The following is a 17900-nucleotide window of genomic DNA, read 5'->3' on the forward strand; positions in this document are numbered from 1 at the left end:
ATGTCACAGGCTGCTCTGAATGTCCGCAACCGCGAAGCGCAGGAAAAAGCGCGCTCTGGTCGCAGTAATGGTACACGGCTGGCGGGGATCGTTTTTCTATTGATGGTGCTGGGAGTGATGCTGGCGGGAGGCCTGGTGGTGCTGAAGTGGATGAACGATGCTTCTCGCCTGCCATTGTCACGGTTGGTGGTGACCGGGCAGATGCATTTCACCACCGATGATGATATCCGCCAGGCGATTTTATCGCTTGGTTCGCCGGGAACATTCATGTCGCAGAACGTGGATGTTATCCAGCAACAAATCGAGCGCCTGCCATGGATTCAGCAGGTGAGTGTGCGCAAGCAGTGGCCGGACGAATTAAAAATTCACCTGGTCGAGTATGTGCCGGTAGCTCGCTGGAATGATTTGCATATGGTTGATGCTACAGGAAAATCTTTCAGTGTGCCGGCGGACCGTATCGCCAAAGAAAATTTGCCGATGTTGTATGGCCCGGAAGGCAGCGAATCAGAGGTTCTGGCCGGATATCACCAGATGAGCGACCTGCTGGCAGCCAATAAATTTAAGTTAAAAGCGGCGTCGATGACGGCCCGGCGGTCCTGGCAACTGGTGTTGAGCGACGATGTGCGTCTGGAATTGGGGCGTAACGAGGATATGAAGCGGCTGAAGCGCTTTATCCAGCTCTATCCTACGTTGCAACAACAGGCACAGGCAGGAAATAAGCGTATCAGTTACGTGGACCTGCGATATGACTCTGGCGCGGCAGTAGGATGGGCACCGCCATTAATTCAGACCACTGACGGTAATAAGCAACAGAATCAGGCACAGGCTAAACAACAATGATCAAAGCGACGGACAGAAAACTGGTAGTTGGACTCGAAATCGGCACCGCGAAGGTCGCTGCTTTGGTTGGGGAAATTCTGCCCGATGGTATGGTTAACATCATTGGGGTGGGCAGTTGTCCTTCTCGTGGAATGGACAAAGGCGGTGTAAACGATCTGGAATCTGTCGTGAAGTGCGTACAGCGCGCGATTGATCAGGCAGAGCTGATGGCAGACTGCCAGATTTCTTCGGTATACCTTGCATTATCGGGAAAACATATCAGTTGCCAGAACGAAATAGGGATGGTTCCTATTTCCGAAGAGGAAGTGACCCAAGAAGATGTGGAGAATGTGGTACATACCGCTAAATCTGTCCGTGTTCGTGATGAACACCGCATTCTTCATGTTATCCCGCAAGAATACGCGATCGATTATCAAGAAGGGATCAAGAATCCGGTGGGTTTGTCCGGTGTGCGTATGCAGGCGAAAGTGCATCTGATCACCTGCCACAACGATATGGCGAAAAACATCGTTAAAGCGGTTGAACGATGTGGCCTGAAAGTTGATCAACTGATTTTTGCCGGTCTGGCCTCCAGCTTTTCCGTGCTGACAGAAGATGAGCGAGAGTTGGGGGTCTGCGTGGTGGATGTTGGTGGCGGCACCATGGATATTGCGGTTTATACCGGTGGCGCGCTGCGTCATACCAAGGTGATTCCATATGCCGGCAACGTGGTGACCAGCGATATCGCTTATGCGTTTGGTACACCGCCAACCGATGCGGAAACGATCAAAGTTCGTCACGGCTGTGCGCTGGGTTCAATGGTCGGTAAAGACGAAAATGTCGAGGTTCCGAGCGTCGGCGGCCGTCCACCAAGAAGCCTGCAACGTCAGACGCTGGCAGAGGTGATTGAGCCGCGTTACACCGAACTGCTGAATCTGGTCAATGACGAGATTCTGCAGTTACAGGAACAGTTGCGCCAGCAAGGTGTTAAGCATCATCTGGCGGCGGGTATCGTTCTGACGGGGGGCGCGGCGCAGATTGAAGGATTGGCAGCGTGCGCCCAGCGTGTGTTTCACACGCAGGTGCGTATCGGACAGCCGCTGAATATTACTGGATTAACGGATTACGCGCAGGAGCCGTATTACTCAACGGCAGTTGGCTTACTGCATTATGGAAAAGAGTCTCACCTGAACGGTGAGGCTGATGTAGAAAAAAGAGCCTCAGTGGGCAACTGGTTTAAGCGAATCAACAGCTGGCTGAGAAAAGAGTTTTAATTTTGAGAAAAGGGGATCATGCTAGACTTATTGATGATCTCCCGGCGACAGGCACATAACGGAGAGAAATTATGTTTGAACCTATGGAATTAACCAATGACGCGGTGATTAAAGTCATCGGCGTCGGCGGCGGCGGCGGTAACGCCGTAGAGCACATGGTGCGTGAACGCATCGAAGGTGTAGAGTTCTTTGCCGTTAACACCGACGCTCAGGCGTTACGTAAGACGGCAGTGGGTCAGACTATCCAGATCGGTAACGGGATTACCAAAGGTCTGGGCGCTGGCGCGAACCCGGAAGTGGGCCGTACCTCTGCGGAAGAAGATAGAGAAGCGCTGCGTCAGGCACTTGAAGGCGCCGACATGGTGTTTATTGCCGCAGGTATGGGGGGCGGTACCGGTACCGGCGCGGCGCCTGTTGTTGCTGAAGTGGCAAAAGACTTAGGCATCCTGACGGTTGCGGTGGTGACCAAGCCTTTCAATTTTGAAGGCAAAAAGCGCATGGCGTTTGCCGAACAAGGTATTGCTGAACTGTCCCGGCATGTCGATTCTCTGATTACCATTCCGAACGACAAGCTGCTGAAAGTGCTGGGCCGTGGCATTTCTCTGCTGGATGCGTTCGGTGCCGCCAACGACGTGTTGAAAGGCGCGGTGCAGGGGATTGCCGAGTTGATCACCCGTCCAGGGCTGATGAACGTCGACTTTGCTGACGTGCGCACTGTAATGTCTGAAATGGGTTACGCGATGATGGGTTCTGGCGTGGCGGGTGGTGAAGATCGTGCTGAAGAAGCGGCCGAAATGGCGATCTCCAGCCCACTGCTGGAAGACATCGATTTGTCTGGCGCGCGTGGCGTGTTGGTTAACATCACTGCGGGCTTTGATCTGCGTCTGGACGAGTTTGAAACGGTGGGTAACACCATCCGTGCGTTTGCTTCCGACAATGCGACGGTGGTAATTGGTACTTCGCTGGATCCGGAAATGAACGACGAACTGCGCGTCACCGTGGTGGCTACCGGTATCGGCATGGACAAGCGTCCTGAAATCACCCTGGTGACCAACAAGCAGCAACCTCAGCCAGTGATGGATCATCGCTACCAGCAGCACGGTATGGCGCCGCTGCCTCAGGAGCAGAAGCCTGCGGCTAAAGTGGTCAACGATCCGGGCACGCAACCGAACAAAGAGCCTGATTATCTGGATATTCCAGCCTTCCTGCGCAAGCAGGCGGACTAGGCGTTTAGTGGGAATTTGAATTCCCCGCTCTTTGTGCTAAAATGCTCGCCCGCCAGGCATTATAATGATGCTGGCGAGCGGATCAGTAACTTTGCGAGATAATGCGATGATCAAACAACGGACATTAAGACGTATGGTTCAGGCGACTGGCGTCGGTTTACATACCGGCAAAAAGGTCACACTGACGTTATGCCCTGCGCCGGCTAATACCGGGGTCATCTATCGTCGCACTGACTTGAATCCACCGGTTGATTTCCCGGCTGATGCAAAATCCGTGCGTGATACCATGCTCTGTACTTGCCTGGTTAATGAGCATGACGTACGTATTTCGACAGTCGAACACTTGAATGCAGCGCTTGCGGGCCTTGGCATTGATAATATCGTAGTGGAAGTGGACGCGCCTGAGATCCCGATTATGGATGGTAGCGCCGCCCCTTTTATCTATCTGCTTATGGATGCCGGGATTGAAGAACTGAACAGCGCGAAAAAATTTGTGCGCATCAAGCAGCCTGTCAAGGTTGAAGATGGCGACAAATGGGCTGAACTGAAGCCGCATAACGGATTTACGTTGGATTTTACGATCGACTTTAAACATCCGGCTATTGACGCCAGTTCGCAACGCTACAGTATGGATTTCTCTGCTGAAGCTTTTGCGCGTCAAATCAGTCGCGCCCGCACGTTCGGCTTTATGCATGACATTGAAGCACTGCAATCCCGTGGCCTGTGTCTCGGCGGCAGCTTCGATTGCGCCATCGTGGTTGATGATTACCGTGTATTGAATGAAGATGGCTTACGTTTTGAAGACGAGTTCGTCCGTCACAAAATGTTGGACGCCATTGGTGATCTGTTTATGTGTGGTCATAATATCATTGGCGCGTTTACCGCATTCAAAAGTGGTCATGCTTTAAACAATAAGTTGCTGCAAGCTGTTCTGGCTAAGCAGGAAGCCTGGGAATGGGCAACCTTCGAAGATGAAGCTGAGCTGCCGGTGACTTTCAGAGCACCCAATCTGGTTCTGGCATAAGAAGTCAGCGCTATTTATTACGACTGGTTGAGTTGGTACTCTCTCCGGCCAGTGAGGCCAGTCGTTCTATTGTCCTTTTCAACTTTTCCGGGCTTTGGCTCGCGACACTCCGTAAAATTTCCGCACTGTGCTCACTGAGCTGACGTCCTGGTCCTGTTGACTGGCTTTCAGTGGTGGACGGTTTGCTGCTTTCCTGACCTTTTGCGGCTAATGATGGATTTATCCTGATGTCGATTGCCGTCAATGATGGTAATATTTGCGCTCGTAAAGCTGACAGCAAATTGGATTGTTCATAACGTAAGCGCATCATCCAACTGGCATTAGCGGTTTCGAGCACCAGAATGCCCTGGCGGAAGTTTGCCACGCGGCACCAGGGATGCAACTGTGCCGGGAGAATCCCCTGCACCGCACGGTTCAGCTTGTTTAGCGCGATGGCGCGTTGCTGAATGGATAGCAACATTCCCTGACCTTCAGTTGCTTCGAATAAATTTTCTATAGATTGCGGGCGACTATCACGCATAGCAGACTCCGGCGGAAAACAGTGATCGGTATTCTAAATCGTTGGCGACAATTTGGCAGACGTTATTTCTGGCCGCATCTCTTGTTGGGGATGGTCGCGGCGAGCCTTGGTCTGCCTCACGTCGCGGATAGTGATCGCTCTACCTTACCAGAAACCGCATCCCGAAGCCTGAATATTAGCAGTGTAGTGCGTTTTGACAGCCTTGCTTTGCTACAGGAAAGCGCCCGCCGACCGAATTTTAATGTGGACTATTGGCATCAGCATGCCATCCGCACCGTTATCCGTCATCTCTCCTTCACGCTAACACCTGCCAGCCTGCCCATAGCTGAGCTGGTCATGCCGCTCGACGCGCAGAAGCTGGCGCTGTTGGATTCACTCAACGCATTGCTGACCCATGAGGCGAAGCCACCGGCGATCATCCGTCAGACAGAACAGCTCCCGGCGACGGTACAAACTAACTATCAGGCTGGCCGGTGGCTGGCCGAGGTTCGGGGTATTCGCGCCGGACCGACTTCTGGTGCATAAGGTTGTTTGTCTATCCTATCCAGGTTTAGTGCTTTACCGCGGAACGCGGTGGCTAAGAGAATGTATTTACTATGTTAATCAAATTATTAACCAAAGTTTTTGGTAGCAGCAATGACCGTACGTTGCGCCGTATGCGCAAAGTCGTAGAGCAAATTAACAAGATGGAACCGGATTTCGAAAAGCTCTCTGATGATGAGCTGAAAGTGAAAACCAGTGAATTCCGGGCACGTCTGAAACAAGGGGAAGTGCTGGAAAACCTGCTCCCGGAAGCTTTTGCGACAGTACGTGAAGCCAGTAAACGCGTGTTCGGTATGCGCCATTTTGACGTCCAGTTGCTGGGCGGGATGGTATTGAATGATCGCTGCATTGCGGAGATGCGTACCGGGGAAGGTAAAACGCTGACCGCAACGTTGCCAGCTTATCTGAATGCCCTGAGCGGAGAAGGTGTTCACGTAGTAACCGTGAACGATTATCTGGCGCAGCGTGATGCGGAAAACAACCGCGCTTTATTCGAATTCCTCGGACTGACGGTTGGCATCAACCTGCCGGGTATGCCCGCTCCGGCTAAACGCGAAGCCTATGCTGCAGATATCACCTACGGTACCAACAACGAATACGGTTTTGACTACCTGCGTGACAATATGGCCTTTAGCCCGGAAGATCGGGTGCAGCGTAAGTTGAATTATGCGCTGGTGGATGAGGTTGACTCGATTCTGATCGATGAAGCGCGTACACCGCTAATTATCTCTGGTCCGGCAGAAGACAGTTCTGAACTGTATATCAAAGTTAACAAAATCATTCCGAATCTGATCCGTCAGGACAAAGAAGACTCCGACACCTTCCAGGGGGAAGGTCACTTTTCGGTTGACGAAAAATCGCGGCAGGTCCACCTGACTGAACGCGGCCTGGTGGCGATTGAGGAACTGATGGTCAGCGAAGGCATCATGGAAGAAGGGGAGTCTTTGTACTCACCAGGCAACATTATGTTGATGCACCACGTGACCGCCGCACTGCGAGCCCACGTACTGTTTACCCGCGATGTTGACTACATTGTGAAAGACGGTGAAGTGATCATCGTTGATGAACACACCGGGCGCACCATGCAGGGGCGTCGCTGGTCTGACGGCTTACACCAGGCGGTGGAAGCCAAAGAAGGTGTGGAAATTCAGAATGAAAATCAGACACTGGCTTCCATTACCTTTCAGAATTACTTCCGTCTGTACAAGAAACTGGCGGGTATGACCGGTACTGCTGACACCGAAGCATTTGAATTCAGCTCGATCTACAAGCTGGAAACCATTGTGGTACCGACCAACCGCCCAATGGTGCGTAAAGATCTGCCAGATCTGGTCTACATGACCGAAAAAGAGAAGATCGATGCGATCATCGAAGATATCCGTGAGCGTACCGGCAAGGGCCAGCCCGTATTGGTGGGTACCATATCGATCGAGAAATCCGAAGTCGTGTCAGAAGCGCTGACCCGCGAAGGCATTAAGCATGAAGTTCTGAATGCCAAGTTCCATGCCCGTGAAGCGGATATTGTTGCGCAGGCGGGTCAACCGGGGGCGGTGACGATAGCCACCAACATGGCGGGTCGTGGTACGGATATTGTGCTGGGGGGAAGCTGGCAGGCGGAGATTGCCGCGCTGGAATCACCCACTGCCGAACAGATCGAAGCGATTAAGAGCGCCTGGCAAGTTCGGCATGATGCGGTACTCGCTTCAGGCGGTCTGCACATTATCGGTACCGAGCGTCATGAATCCCGCCGTATTGATAACCAGCTACGTGGTCGTTCTGGTCGCCAGGGGGATAATGGTTCTTCCCGTTTCTACCTGTCGATGGAAGATGCGCTGATGCGTATTTTTGCTTCTGACCGGGTCACTAACATGATGCGGAAACTGGGTATGAAGCCAGGTGAAGCCATTGAACATCCGTGGGTGACCAAAGCTATTGCTAACGCACAGCGCAAAGTAGAAAGCCGTAACTTTGATATTCGCAAGCAACTGCTGGAATATGATGATGTGGCCAACGACCAGCGTCGGGCGATCTATGCGCAACGTAACGAGCTGTTGGATGTGGCTGATGTGTCTGAAACCATTGCCAGCATCCGTGACGATGTCTTCAAGACGACTATAGACAACTACATTCCACCACAGTCTCTGGAGGAAATGTGGGATGTTCCTGGTTTGGAAGAGCGTTTGAGCAACGATTTCGATCTGGTGCTGCCGATTGCTGAATGGCTGGATAAAGAGCCCGAGTTGCATGAAGAAACGCTGCGTGAGCGGATCATGGAACAGGCGAAAGAGCAGTATCAGCGTAAGGAAGAAATTGTCGGCAGCGAGATGATGCGTAACTTCGAGAAAGGGGTGATGCTACAGACGCTGGACAGCCTGTGGAAAGAGCACCTGGCGGCGATGGACTACCTGCGTCAGGGGATCCACCTGCGTGGTTATGCGCAGAAAGATCCGAAACAGGAGTACAAGCGAGAATCCTTCGCGATGTTTGCTGCGATGCTGGAATCACTGAAGTATGAAGTGATCAGCACTTTGAGCAAGGTTCAGGTTCGGATGCCGGAAGAAGTGGAGGCGATGGAAGAACATCGTCGCGAAGAAGCTGAGCGTCTGGCGCAGCGGCAACAGTTGAGTCACATCGACACTGAAACTGAAGCGGCGATCGCGCTGGCGGAGCAAACCGGCGAGCGTAAAGTCGGACGTAACGATCCTTGCCCATGTGGTTCCGGTAAAAAATACAAACAGTGCCATGGTCGCCTGGCATAACTGCAGGTCGTGAGGCTAAAGGGGCTGGAGATTTTTTCCGGCCCTTTTTTATTGCCACGCGTTATCGGCTGTATTGCCAGAGAAACAGTAACCATCCTGACAGCGCCAAAAATGGTCCAAAAGCGAGTGGTTGATTCAATGGCCGCCCCGTGGCCACACGGGTAGCCATAATCGTAAGCAGCCCCATAGCTGAGGCAATCAGCAGCAGCCAGGGAAGCCAGTATAGCCCCAGCCAGGCGCCAAGAGCCGCCAGCAACTTGGCATCTCCCAATCCCAGTCCTGCCCGACCTCTTAACAGTTGATAGCCCTTTGCCAGCAAAAAGAGTGAGCAATAGCCTGCCGCAGCACCGAAAATTGCCTCATCCAGTGGCGATTTTGGTAACAGCCCCAGGGCGCTGCTGAGCAGTCCCAGCCACAGCAGCGGTAATGTCAGCGTGTCCGGTAATAACAAAAAACGGATATCGATCATTGATAAGTACAGCAGTATCCCGCTTAGCAGCAGAGTCTGTAGAAGCATGTCGCCAGGAATGTACCAGATAACGAATAACGCCACCGGGAGGGTCAGCAGCACGCGCCAGAAAACCCCAACCTGTCGCCATGTAAAGCGCATTGTTATTACTCCTTTTGACCTTGATGTCGCAACTGAGCGTTCCCTTGAGCCAGGACTATACACCGGATCTTTATGGCGGACGGCGGCTATGCGGTATTACAGGACGTTGCATAAAAAATCTGCGATAAGGCGCGTAACACGCTGTTTCAGGCTTGTTATCCAGCGAGATCGCTGGAATAGTGACGGGGTGTAAAGTCGTTCAGAGAAACCGTCAATGAAGCATCTGCAAGTGGCAGTCGGCATCATCCGCGATCAACAGCAAAATATTTTGCTGGCGAAGCGTTCAGCTCAGTCGCATATGGGCAATCTTTGGGAGTTTCCTGGTGGTAAAATCGAGCCAGGCGAAACGCCGGAACAGGCATTGAAACGTGAGCTATACGAAGAGACCGGGATTGAGGTCATGAGCGCCGTTGCCTGGGATCAGTCCGAACATGAGGACAGTCAACTGCGGGTGACGCTGCATTTCTTTATGGTAGAAAAGTGGCAGGGCACCCCTTATGGACGAGAGGGGCAGCCTCAGCGCTGGGTGGCGCAACGGGATCTGGTCGCGACGGAGTTTCCGCCCGCTAACGTGCCGATTGTCGCCCGTCTGTTAGCTGAAGCCGAATGATTCACTCCCGCCATTGAAAAAGTGGCGGGGTGGGATTAGTCACGCTCACGGGGAAGTTCGCTCCAGTCATCACTTTCTGAGTGTTCCCCTTCGCTGGGGATGCGTTTCTCTTCGTTAGCCCATTCACCCAGGTCTATCAACTGACAACGTTTGCTACAGAACGGTCTCCACGGACTTAACTCGTCCCAGATAACCTTTTTCGAGCAGGTTGGGCAGTTCACAATCATGACTTCATCATTCATCAGCAAAAAAACCTTAGCAACAGGCAAGTTGGAAATCGAGACGTCCCGGCACTTCACCGCGTTCGCTGTCGAGCGGGAGAAAGCGGATAGCATAGCGGTTTTTATGGCCGGAAACTTGTGGATAAAGTGAATCGCCCAGTTGCAACCGCAGACGTAGCAATTCAGCGCCTTCGGCGTTATCCTGGAAAAAACCGTTCAGACTGGTCTGGCTACGGAATTCACCAGACTGACGAATCAAGCTGAGGATCAATGTCAATGCGTCGCGGATGGGGGTCAGCGAGTCCAGCCATTGCGTCACCTGGGCATCACGTATTTGCTGTTCAATATGCAGCCAGATATGCAGTGTGGGTAAATCGAAGCTACAGCAGCCGCCGGGAATACTCAGGCGTTGGCGCACCAGTCCAATCAGACGGTCTTCTCGCATCATTTGCCCTATGCGTGGTGCGGCCATCAGCGTGGTTGAGTGTGATTTCAGGCTACTACGCAGTTGGTTAATCAGATCCATGTCCACCCCAGGGACTTCAGCCCAGGCGCGTAGTTTCTGTTGTTGTTTATCAAGCTCTTTCGCGATTTCGGTACGTAATTCACTGCGTTCAAAAACGTCTAATAATTCCGCAGTATTACGGAAAAAGGTCAAGGCGTCACGATGATCGGTAATCGCCCGGCTGCTTTCCAACTGGGCGAGCAGGAATTCAATTCGCAGCCAGGTACGCATTTTTTCATTCAGGGGATATTCAAATAAAACAGTTGTGCTCATGCTGTTAATCCTGGTCTGTTGCCCCAGCCAGTTGACGATAACGCTGGTCAAGCAGGGCAACACGGGCGGTCACATCATCAATCGAACCGCCGTTATAAATTATGTCATCAGCTACGGCAAGACGCTGTTCGCGCGTTGCCTGAGCAGCCAGAATATGTTCAGCCTGTTCGCGGCTGATACCGTCCCTGGCTATGGTTCGCGTCAACTGCGTGTCGCGATCAATATCCACTACCAGCACCCGGTTAGCCAGATGCTGTAAATTATTTTCCACCAACAGTGGTACTACCCACAAACACCAGGCGGATTGAGTGAGCGCCAGTTGACGGCGTGTTTCCGCATGGATCAGCGGGTGCAGCAGGGCATTCAGCCAGTTTTTATCCGTTGGGGAGGAAAAGATGCACTGGCGTAACGCGGCCCGGTTTAGTGTGCCATCGCGGTGTAATATATTTTCACCAAACCTGGCTCGAATAGCCGCGAGGGCTGGTTGGCCAGGTTCCACGACCTGACGAGCGATGACATCGGCATCGACAATATCCACACCCCGCGCGGCAAAGGCATTGGCGATGGTCGTTTTCCCACTGCCGATCCCACCCGTTAGCGCAACAGTATAACGCATAGGCCTCTTTTCCTGCGGCTCTGATAGAGTATCGCCAGTATTGGTTGCGACGAACCACAACGAATACTGGCGCAAGAATACGATCCGTTTCAGATAAGAGAATGCCAGATAAATTGATACGATTGTAGTGTAAATAAATCGGTTATCGCAGTTTTGTCGGCGGGTTTTTAGCGCGAATGGTCACTTTACTGGCGCTGACAATCGCACCGGTGATATTCCCGGTGGTTTGCGTTCAGCCCGTACTTGTGTCGGCGCAGAGTCGTTGAAAGAACTGACCAAATGTACCACGTTCATTTGTATCACAGAGCAGGAGAACCGGGTGTTTAACCGTAAAAATCTGAATTTTTTCGCCCATTACGCTATGGCATGCTGAATTATTAACCCAGAGCATTGCCAAGATTGAAAACAGGCAGGTACATGGCAATCACCAGTGTTCCGACAATCCCTCCGGTGATGACCATCATCAGCGGTTCCAGCGCGGCAGCCAGATTATCCGCCCGCTCGTGGGTGGCATTATCATACAGTTCTCCCAGTCGGGACAGCATACTGTCTAACGATCCTGCTTCTTCGCCTACGGTGATTAACTGACTGCACAACGGCGTGAACAACAGGTGCCCACTCAGAGCCTGGTGCAGAGGATAGCCACCCGAGATATGCTGCTGTAGATCGGCAATCGCCTCTCGCCACAGCCGTTGACTCAGGGTCTTTTCCACAGCCTGTAAACTTTGTAGCAGTGTCAGTCCCGCCTGCTGAGTCAGCGCCAGGGTGGTAAAGATCCTGCTCAATTGTCCGCCGCGATAAAGCTCGCCAATCAGTGGTAGCTTCAGCAATAGTCGCTGCTGCCAGCGTTGCCAGTCCGGCGAATGTCGGCTTTTCCAGCGCCAGCAGTACAGTGCTGTAAACAGTATGGCCAATAGAAGCAGGCCGTAACGCTGTATTCCCGTGGAGAGAGAAATGATTGCCGCAGTGAATAGCGGCAGAGGTGCGTCAAAAGTCTGATAAATGGCGATGAACTCAGGCAGGACAAAGAGTAGCATCCCGATGCTGACCAGCAGGGCGATAGCTAATACGAACACCGGGTAGCGCAGCGCTTTGATCACTTTCTTTTGCAACTGTTGTTGCCGCTCCTGCTGGCGGGCAAGCTGCAGGCAGCACTCGTCCAACTGCCCGGTTAACTCGCCAACCGCCATCAGTGCGGGGAACAGAGCAGGAAAGACGGTCGGCCAGTCCGCCAGCGCCTGTGAAAAAGGCATTCCTTCTGTTACTCGCTGTTGAATATGACCGAGCAACGCCTGCCAGCCCGGTTCTCGGTGTCCTTCACCAGTCAGTTGCAGACTGTCGGAGAGTGTCATCCCCGCCTTCAGCAGAGTGGCTAATTGGCGAAAGAAGATGATTTTATCCTGCCATTTCCAGTCGCTGGCACGGTAACGCCGTCCAGCGGTCAGCTTAAGAGGAAGTAACTCCAGGGCCACCAGCCGTTCCATTGCCTCGTGCCGGTGAAGGCAGAAAAAAGCGCCTTGCTGTAACTGCCCCTCGTTACTGACAGCCTGCCAGCGAAACAGCAACGGATCAGCCATCGTCAGTCCCCACAATACGGTTCAGTTCCGCCAGTGTGGTGTCTCCACGATTAACACAGTGTAATCCTTCCACAAACAGCGAGTTGAAATCCTGTTGGTGTACCAGTGCCAGCAACTGTTCGTGTGAGCATTCCGCAGCGATAGCATTTTGTAATTGTGCGGTAATGGGAAGCAGTTCAAACAGCGCCAGTCGCCCATAATAGCCGGAGTAACAGTGTTCACAGCCTACTGCTCGCCAGTTTTGTACTGTTCCAGGCCAGAGAGCCCTGGGAAAATGCGCTAAAGCCTCCGCGGGTTCCCGACAGTGCGGGCAGAGACGACGAACCAGGCGTTGGGCAATGACCAGTTTCAAGGCTGAAGCCAGTAAGTAGCCGGGAATGCCCAGTTGTCCCATGCGCGTTAGCGTTTCAGTAGTGGAATTGGTATGCAGAGTAGACAGAACCAGATGGCCTGTTTGTGCCGCTTTGATAGCGATCTCCGCCGTTTCGCTGTCACGGATTTCGCCCACCATGATTACGTCCGGATCCTGACGTAGCAAGGCGCGCAGTACGCGATTGAAATCCAGTCCGTTTCTGGGGTGGGTCTGGGTCTGATTGACACCGGGTAACGGGATTTCGATCGGGTCTTCCACACTGCATAAATTCCGGCCCGGTTCGTTAAGCGAGCTCAGCCCACTGTATAATGTGAAAGTTTTACCGCTGCCGGTTGGTCCGGTCACCAGGATCATCCCCTGCGGTCGCGCCAGCGCCTCGCGAAAACGCCGCAGTGAGGTTAGCGACATCCCGAGATTCTCCAGCGCGACGGACTGTGTTTCGCTTTGCAGCAGGCGGACAACGGCTTTTTCGCCAAAACCGGTGGGCAGGGTGGCGAGGCGAAATGAAGCTTGTTTACCTCTTAATGTCAGTGTGAATTGCCCATCCTGTGGCATCCGACGCTCGGCAATATCCAGACTGGCCATGATCTTCAGTCGGGCCAGTAGTGCGTTGCCATTGTCGCTACCGTTCGGCGAGACAGTTTGTAGCACGCCATCCACTCGAAAGCGGATACGCAGGTCATTTGCTTGTGGTTCAATATGCACATCAGAAGCACGCTGCTCGATCGCTAAATACAGCAGGTGATCAATCCGCTCTGTTGCCGTTTCGCTGTTTCTCTCGGTGATATCGGTACGGTGTCCTGAAGAGGGATGCCCCTGTTCCTGGCGGAACTGTTCCAGACGCGCGGGTGGCCAGTACTCGACATCAATGGCGCAGTGGGCGGCAAAGCGCAGCGCCGCTATTATTTCCTGTGGGAGTGGTTCCACCGCGGCGATATGCAGCCGTTCAGTGGTGAAGTCAAGGATCACTGCCTGATTGCGCTGGCAGAGGTTTTCAACAGCGTGACGTGTCGCTGGCGTGATCATTGGCTGGCCTCGCTGGCCTGGTCAGCAAAACGAAAGACATTTTCACATGCTTCTTGTAACCCTGATTGCGTGGCGGTACAGCTTCGTTGCCAGCTCATTTGCCCTGCTGCGCCATCCCAAAGGGGGGACATCGTGACGGTCAGGCCACTCAAGCTTTCTTGCCCGGTTAGCGTGACTGACCCGGCGAGGACCGTCACGGCAGAAACGTAACGGGAACCTTTAGCGGACGGAATACCATTGCTGTTTTCACTGCAATCCCCGGTCCCGCCGTGTTCAATTGCGCAAAGTTCAACGGCGGTTTTAAACGGCATGGCCGTTTGCAACATGTCGGTCAATGCGGCTTTCTGCAGGTAACCCTGATAGGCAGGCAGACCAATTGCGCTGAGAATGGCGATAATGGCAATGACAATCATCAGTTCAATCAGGGTAAATCCTTGTTGCTTTTCCATCACGGACCTCCTTATTGATAAGAGGTTTGCAAGGTAGCGTCAGTGGCAGCCTGTGACCAGCAGATGAAAGTCGTTTATCGAGCAGGCATGGAAAACCTTTCAGTATGTTGCATAAAAATACATCGTCGGGTGAATATGGCTCGCAACGTGGCAAAGGAAGGAGGAAAACGCCATCGTTGCACGATGGCGTTGGGGTATAAAGAGGGCGGGCTTAACAGAAGCGCATGGAGAGGTCTAATGCACGTATATGTTTGGTTAGCGCGCCGACAGAGATGTAATCGACACCGGTTTCGGCGAAAGTGCGTAGCGTCTCATCGGTCACATTGCCGGAGACTTCCAGCAGGGTACGACCCGCCGTTCGCTTAACGGCTTCACGCATTTGCTCTACGCTGAAGTTATCCAGCATGATGATATCGGCGCCGACATCAATTGCCTGGTCCAGTTCTTCCAGTGATTCGACTTCCACTTCGACGGGGATATCAGGATGCAGCCAGAAGGCTTTCTCCACCGCCTGGCGGATTGAACCGCTGGCAATGATGTGGTTCTCTTTAATCAGATAAGCATCGGACAACCCAAGGCGGTGGTTGGCGCCACCTCCGCACAGTACGGCGTACTTCAGCGCGGTACGCAGCCCCGGTAGTGTTTTGCGTGTATCCAGTAGCTGGGTTCTGGTGCCTTTCAGGCGTGCGACATAGCGGCTGACTTCAGTCGCCACGCCAGAAAGTGTCTGGACAAAGTTCAGGGCGGTACGTTCAGCTGTCAGGAGCAGGGCTGAAGGACCGTTGACTTCAAATAGTGGTTGATTGGCGGTAATGGCATCGCCATCTTCAACATGCCAGGTAATCTGCGTTTTGTTACCCAATTGAATGAAGACTTCTTCCACCCAGCATTTACCGCAGAAAATGCCGTTCTCCCGGGTGATAACCACTGCGCGGGAGGTGGAATCAGCCGGTAACAGACCGGCGGTGATATCGTTATGGGGATCCACTTCTCCCCCCAGATCTTCACGTAGAGCCTGAGCGACGCTGGGTGGAATATCATCTTTAACGCGATCGAGCAGGGTGATGCGTCGGCTGTCTGGATCGTAGCGACGAGTGGTCATAATTGAACTCCGAAAGGCCGGATAGAGAATTCGCCCATGCTAGCCTGTTTATCTGTGGCATGCCAGTTGGCTGGATTTTTCTGACCGCGCAATGTGCTTTTCGAAAAAGAGAATCATGCTACTCTGATGAAATCTTTATAAAAGGAGAGCAGGGCATGCAACTGCAAGCAGGGTGGATCCGCGGAGTGAAGCGGGTTGTGTCTCCCCATTTCAATGAACGTCCGGAAAACGAACCGCCATCGCTTCTGGTGCTCCACAATATTAGCCTGCCACCGGGGACGTTTGGCGGACCGTGGATTGACGCGTTGTTTACCGGTAATCTCGATCCTGAAGCCGATCCTTATTTTGCGGAGATTGCGCATCTGCGGGTCTCTGCTCATTGTTTGATTCATCGCGATGGTGAAATTGTCCAGTATGTTCCTTTCCATCTTCGTGCCTGGCATGCTGGTGTGTCCTGTTACCGGGGACGTGAAGCCTGTAATGATTTTTCAATCGGCATTGAACTTGAGGGAACGGATACACTGCCTTATACCGATGCACAGTACCTGGCGCTGGAAAAGTTGACCCGGTTGCTGATTAAGCATTATCCGCTAATTGCAGAACATATAACCGGGCATAGTGATATTGCACCGGGAAGAAAGACGGATCCTGGCCCAGCGTTTGACTGGACAAGATTCCGGCAAGCTCTGACCCATCCCGGTTGTACGTCAAAGCAGGAGTAGCAGGCATGACGCTTTTTAGTTTGTTGTTGGTGTTAGGTTGGGAGCGCCTGTTTAAAATGGGTGAGCACTGGCAGTTGGATCACCATCTGGCGGTTATTTTCCGCAGAAGAAAGCACTTTTCAATGTCGCAGACGTTGATCATGTTGCTGCTGACCATGGCAATCATTGTGCTGTGCCTGGTGGTGTTAAAGGGGCTGTTTTTTGGCTTTTTGCTGCTGATTTTCTGGGTGGGCGTGGGTCTGCTGTGTATTGGTGCGGGTTCAGTACGCTTGCATTATCACGCCTATCTCAAAGCGGCCAGTGATAATGATATTGCAGCCCACACAGCCATGGCTGAAGAACTGACGTTGATCCATGGTTTACCCGTAGAGTGTGATGAGCGTGAATACCTCCGCGAGTTGCAAAACGCCTTATTGTGGATTAATTATCGCTTCTATCTGGCGCCGTTGTTCTGGTTTGTCGTCGGTGGGGCCTGGGGGCCTGTGTTACTGGTCGGCTATGCTTTTCTGCGCGCCTGGCAGAGTTGGCTGGCGCGTCATCATTCTCCCCTTGAACGTTCCCAGTCGGGTGTTGATGCCATCCTCCATGTTATTGACTGGATCCCGGTTCGTCTGGTGGGGGCAGCGTATGCTTTATTGGGACATGGTGAACGTGCATTGCCCGCCTGGCTCGCTTCTCTGGGAGACCGTCATACGCCGCAATATCAGGTATTGACCCGATTAGCACAGTTTTCACTGGCTCGAGATCCGCACATGGATAAAGTGGAAACTCCCCGTGTTGCCGTTGCGCTGGCTAAGAAAGTGTCACTGGTGGTGGTGGTGGCTGTTGCGCTGCTGACGATATATGGCACGCTGGTTTAACAGGTATCTCCGGCCCACCGGGCCGGAGATGAGAAAAAAGCGATCCAAATAATAAAATCAGTGATTTATTGTTTCAGTCAACAGGGTAAATCAGGTTGATGTATTTTCATTGTTACTGAACAGCACCTCAATGAGTTTTACTGCCCTTACAGCCACTGCCACTGTTGCTACTACTGCTGCTACTGCTACTACTGCTGCTACTGCTATCGCTATTGAACAGAGCATCAACAAATGCCCCGATGGTATTACCAAACGCACTGCTAATTGTTTCGCCGACAGAGCTAATAAGATTTGACACCACAGTGCCAATCACAGGAATAACGATCAGACTGCTAATAATAACGCCGCCTATCACCCAGTCAGAGGTATCAGAGTCAGTACCGGCACCACTAATAACTTCAATTTCCTGCGTAGAGAGTTCTCTCATTTAATGACCGCCTTGTATTATTTACATTGCTAATGTTCCCGGAAGTTATTTTCCAGGAGTGAAAGTGAAAATGAAGACTGTTTTATAGTGCAATATTGTACCTAAGTACAATGTTTACTTATCTTAAAATTTAATTACTCGGCTGAAATAAATATTATCTAATCTCTTTTGGAGTTATTGATTTATTATTTTCTTATGCGTTCAAGAAATATATTTTCTGACTTTTATCGTTATAATCTGAATAATTTAAGCTATCGGAAAGGGGGAGAGTGAGCAAATATCAAGGCGCTTACCCTGGCAAGTGAGAGTCGGACTTTCGTGCGGTCAATGAATCTGCCGCGTGCAGGATGAACGGTATAACATG

At 52.3% G+C, this 17900-nt stretch carries 19 protein-coding genes and 1 pseudogene; 10 read left to right on the forward strand and 10 right to left on the reverse strand.

Translation table 11 applies throughout. The annotated features are described in order from the left end of the window. The 4 genes from ftsQ (at position 1) to lpxC (ending at position 4343) form a co-directional block, all read left to right on the forward strand. On the forward strand, positions 1 to 840 hold the full coding sequence (gene ftsQ, locus EH228_RS18010; RefSeq protein ID WP_152322999.1) for a cell division protein FtsQ: 840 nt from the start codon (positions 1 to 3) through the stop codon (positions 838 to 840). After that, a complete protein-coding gene (ftsA, locus tag EH228_RS18015) occupies positions 837 to 2093 on the forward strand; it encodes a cell division protein FtsA (RefSeq protein WP_152323000.1) in 1257 nt (418 codons plus the stop codon). The genes ftsQ and ftsA overlap by 4 nt, the downstream gene beginning before the upstream one ends. A 71-nt stretch (positions 2094 to 2164) precedes the next feature. Continuing rightward, entirely contained in the window at positions 2165 to 3319 is a 1155-nt protein-coding gene (gene ftsZ / locus EH228_RS18020; RefSeq protein WP_152323001.1) for a cell division protein FtsZ, read from the forward strand. Between the two features lie 106 nt (positions 3320 to 3425). Continuing rightward, complete coding sequence (gene lpxC / locus EH228_RS18025; protein WP_152323150.1) at positions 3426 to 4343, forward strand: UDP-3-O-acyl-N-acetylglucosamine deacetylase; 918 nt, start codon at positions 3426 to 3428, stop codon at positions 4341 to 4343. A 10-nt stretch (positions 4344 to 4353) separates the two neighbouring features. Here the strand turns inward: lpxC and EH228_RS18030 are convergent, their stop codons facing one another. Beyond that, a complete protein-coding gene (locus EH228_RS18030) occupies positions 4354 to 4863 on the reverse strand; it encodes a DUF721 domain-containing protein (protein WP_152323002.1) in 510 nt (169 codons plus the stop codon). 21 nt (positions 4864 to 4884) lie between these two features. On the opposite strand from EH228_RS18030, the gene secM reads away from it, so the two are divergent. Further along, a complete protein-coding gene (secM, locus tag EH228_RS18035; protein ID WP_152323003.1) occupies positions 4885 to 5388 on the forward strand; it encodes a secA translation cis-regulator SecM in 504 nt (167 codons plus the stop codon). A gap of 71 nt (positions 5389 to 5459) precedes the next feature. Next, positions 5460 to 8165: a preprotein translocase subunit SecA gene (secA, locus tag EH228_RS18040; RefSeq protein WP_152323004.1), complete on the forward strand. Its 2706-nt coding sequence runs from the start codon at positions 5460 to 5462 to the stop codon at positions 8163 to 8165. Between the two features lie 61 nt (positions 8166 to 8226). On the opposite strand, the gene EH228_RS18045 is transcribed toward secA, so the two are convergent. Then, complete coding sequence (locus EH228_RS18045; protein ID WP_152323005.1) at positions 8227 to 8775, reverse strand: prepilin peptidase; 549 nt, start codon at positions 8773 to 8775, stop codon at positions 8227 to 8229. 214 nt (positions 8776 to 8989) lie between these two features. On the opposite strand from EH228_RS18045, the gene mutT reads away from it, so the two are divergent. Next, the gene (gene mutT / locus EH228_RS18050) at positions 8990 to 9385 is read left to right on the forward strand and encodes an 8-oxo-dGTP diphosphatase MutT (RefSeq protein WP_152323006.1); all 396 of its coding nucleotides are present in this window, start codon (positions 8990 to 8992) and stop codon (positions 9383 to 9385) included. Positions 9386 to 9420: 35 nt separating this feature from the next. Here the strand turns inward: mutT and yacG are convergent, their stop codons facing one another. From yacG to coaE, 3 genes are read right to left on the reverse strand one after another with little or no spacing between them, the layout of a single operon-like run. Further along, entirely contained in the window at positions 9421 to 9627 is a 207-nt protein-coding gene (yacG, locus tag EH228_RS18055) for a DNA gyrase inhibitor YacG (RefSeq protein ID WP_152323007.1), read from the reverse strand. Positions 9628 to 9640: 13 nt separating this feature from the next. After that, entirely contained in the window at positions 9641 to 10384 is a 744-nt protein-coding gene (gene zapD, locus EH228_RS18060) for a cell division protein ZapD (protein ID WP_152323008.1), read from the reverse strand. A gap of 4 nt (positions 10385 to 10388) precedes the next feature. Continuing rightward, positions 10389 to 11000, reverse strand: coding sequence for a dephospho-CoA kinase (gene coaE, locus EH228_RS18065; RefSeq protein ID WP_152323009.1), 612 nt, complete (start codon positions 10998 to 11000; stop codon positions 10389 to 10391). Between the two features lie 196 nt (positions 11001 to 11196). Between coaE and EH228_RS20600 the strand changes: the two are divergent. Then, positions 11197 to 11373, forward strand: a pseudogene (locus EH228_RS20600) (hypothetical protein); the annotation flags it as partial. A gap of 4 nt (positions 11374 to 11377) precedes the next feature. Here EH228_RS20600 and hofC read toward each other — a convergent pair. The 4 genes from hofC to nadC all read right to left on the reverse strand — a co-directional run bounded on the left by hofC (position 11378) and on the right by nadC (position 15527). After that, complete coding sequence (hofC, locus tag EH228_RS18070) at positions 11378 to 12577, reverse strand: protein transport protein HofC (RefSeq protein ID WP_152323010.1); 1200 nt, start codon at positions 12575 to 12577, stop codon at positions 11378 to 11380. After that, positions 12570 to 13973 (reverse strand): type II secretion system protein GspE, encoded by a 1404-nt coding sequence (gene gspE / locus EH228_RS18075; protein ID WP_152323151.1) that lies wholly within the window; start codon positions 13971 to 13973, stop codon positions 12570 to 12572. The genes hofC and gspE overlap by 8 nt, the downstream gene beginning before the upstream one ends. Further along, on the reverse strand, positions 13973 to 14425 hold the full coding sequence (ppdD, locus tag EH228_RS18080) for a prepilin peptidase-dependent pilin (protein ID WP_152323011.1): 453 nt from the start codon (positions 14423 to 14425) through the stop codon (positions 13973 to 13975). Before ppdD ends, gspE begins: the two co-directional genes overlap by 1 nt. A 211-nt stretch (positions 14426 to 14636) precedes the next feature. Then, a complete protein-coding gene (gene nadC / locus EH228_RS18085) occupies positions 14637 to 15527 on the reverse strand; it encodes a carboxylating nicotinate-nucleotide diphosphorylase (protein ID WP_152323012.1) in 891 nt (296 codons plus the stop codon). Positions 15528 to 15682: 155 nt separating this feature from the next. Here nadC and ampD point away from each other — a divergent pair, with 155 nt between their 5' ends. Together ampD and ampE are read left to right on the forward strand one after the other, a co-directional pair. Continuing rightward, a complete protein-coding gene (gene ampD, locus EH228_RS18090; RefSeq protein ID WP_152323013.1) occupies positions 15683 to 16249 on the forward strand; it encodes a 1,6-anhydro-N-acetylmuramyl-L-alanine amidase AmpD in 567 nt (188 codons plus the stop codon). A 5-nt stretch (positions 16250 to 16254) separates the two neighbouring features. Then, entirely contained in the window at positions 16255 to 17109 is an 855-nt protein-coding gene (ampE, locus tag EH228_RS18095; protein WP_152323014.1) for a beta-lactamase regulator AmpE, read from the forward strand. A gap of 127 nt (positions 17110 to 17236) precedes the next feature. Here ampE and EH228_RS18100 read toward each other — a convergent pair whose 3' ends face one another. Then, positions 17237 to 17536 carry a hypothetical protein gene (locus EH228_RS18100; RefSeq protein ID WP_152323015.1) on the reverse strand — a complete coding sequence of 100 codons (300 nt, stop codon included), beginning with the start codon at positions 17534 to 17536 and terminating at the stop codon, positions 17237 to 17239. Between the last annotated feature and the right edge of the window lie 364 nt (positions 17537 to 17900).

It is taken from the genome of Erwinia endophytica (assembly GCF_009295515.1).
In the GTDB taxonomy this organism is placed as follows: Bacteria; Pseudomonadota; Gammaproteobacteria; order Enterobacterales; family Enterobacteriaceae; genus Erwinia; species Erwinia endophytica.

Bases quoted from the DNA above. Each gene is read 5' to 3' on its own strand.
- hofC (WP_152323010.1), bottom strand. From the start codon at position 12,577: ATGGCTGATCCGTTGCTGTTTCGCTGGCAGGCTGTCAGTAACGAGGGG.
- ampE (WP_152323014.1), top strand. From the start codon at position 16,255: ATGACGCTTTTTAGTTTGTTGTTGGTGTTAGGTTGGGAGCGCCTGTTT.
- lpxC (WP_152323150.1), top strand. From the start codon at position 3,426: ATGATCAAACAACGGACATTAAGACGTATGGTTCAGGCGACTGGCGTC.
- ppdD (WP_152323011.1), bottom strand. From the start codon at position 14,425: ATGGAAAAGCAACAAGGATTTACCCTGATTGAACTGATGATTGTCATT.
- zapD (WP_152323008.1), bottom strand. From the start codon at position 10,384: ATGAGCACAACTGTTTTATTTGAATATCCCCTGAATGAAAAAATGCGT.
- ftsA (WP_152323000.1), top strand. From the start codon at position 837: ATGATCAAAGCGACGGACAGAAAACTGGTAGTTGGACTCGAAATCGGC.
- yacG (WP_152323007.1), bottom strand. From the start codon at position 9,627: ATGAATGATGAAGTCATGATTGTGAACTGCCCAACCTGCTCGAAAAAG.
- mutT (WP_152323006.1), top strand. From the start codon at position 8,990: ATGAAGCATCTGCAAGTGGCAGTCGGCATCATCCGCGATCAACAGCAA.
- ftsQ (WP_152322999.1), top strand. From the start codon at position 1: ATGTCACAGGCTGCTCTGAATGTCCGCAACCGCGAAGCGCAGGAAAAA.
- nadC (WP_152323012.1), bottom strand. From the start codon at position 15,527: ATGACCACTCGTCGCTACGATCCAGACAGCCGACGCATCACCCTGCTC.
- ftsZ (WP_152323001.1), top strand. From the start codon at position 2,165: ATGTTTGAACCTATGGAATTAACCAATGACGCGGTGATTAAAGTCATC.
- coaE (WP_152323009.1), bottom strand. From the start codon at position 11,000: ATGCGTTATACTGTTGCGCTAACGGGTGGGATCGGCAGTGGGAAAACG.
- EH228_RS18045 (WP_152323005.1), bottom strand. From the start codon at position 8,775: ATGCGCTTTACATGGCGACAGGTTGGGGTTTTCTGGCGCGTGCTGCTG.
- secA (WP_152323004.1), top strand. From the start codon at position 5,460: ATGTTAATCAAATTATTAACCAAAGTTTTTGGTAGCAGCAATGACCGT.
- EH228_RS18100 (WP_152323015.1), bottom strand. From the start codon at position 17,536: ATGAGAGAACTCTCTACGCAGGAAATTGAAGTTATTAGTGGTGCCGGT.
- EH228_RS18030 (WP_152323002.1), bottom strand. From the start codon at position 4,863: ATGCGTGATAGTCGCCCGCAATCTATAGAAAATTTATTCGAAGCAACT.
- ampD (WP_152323013.1), top strand. From the start codon at position 15,683: ATGCAACTGCAAGCAGGGTGGATCCGCGGAGTGAAGCGGGTTGTGTCT.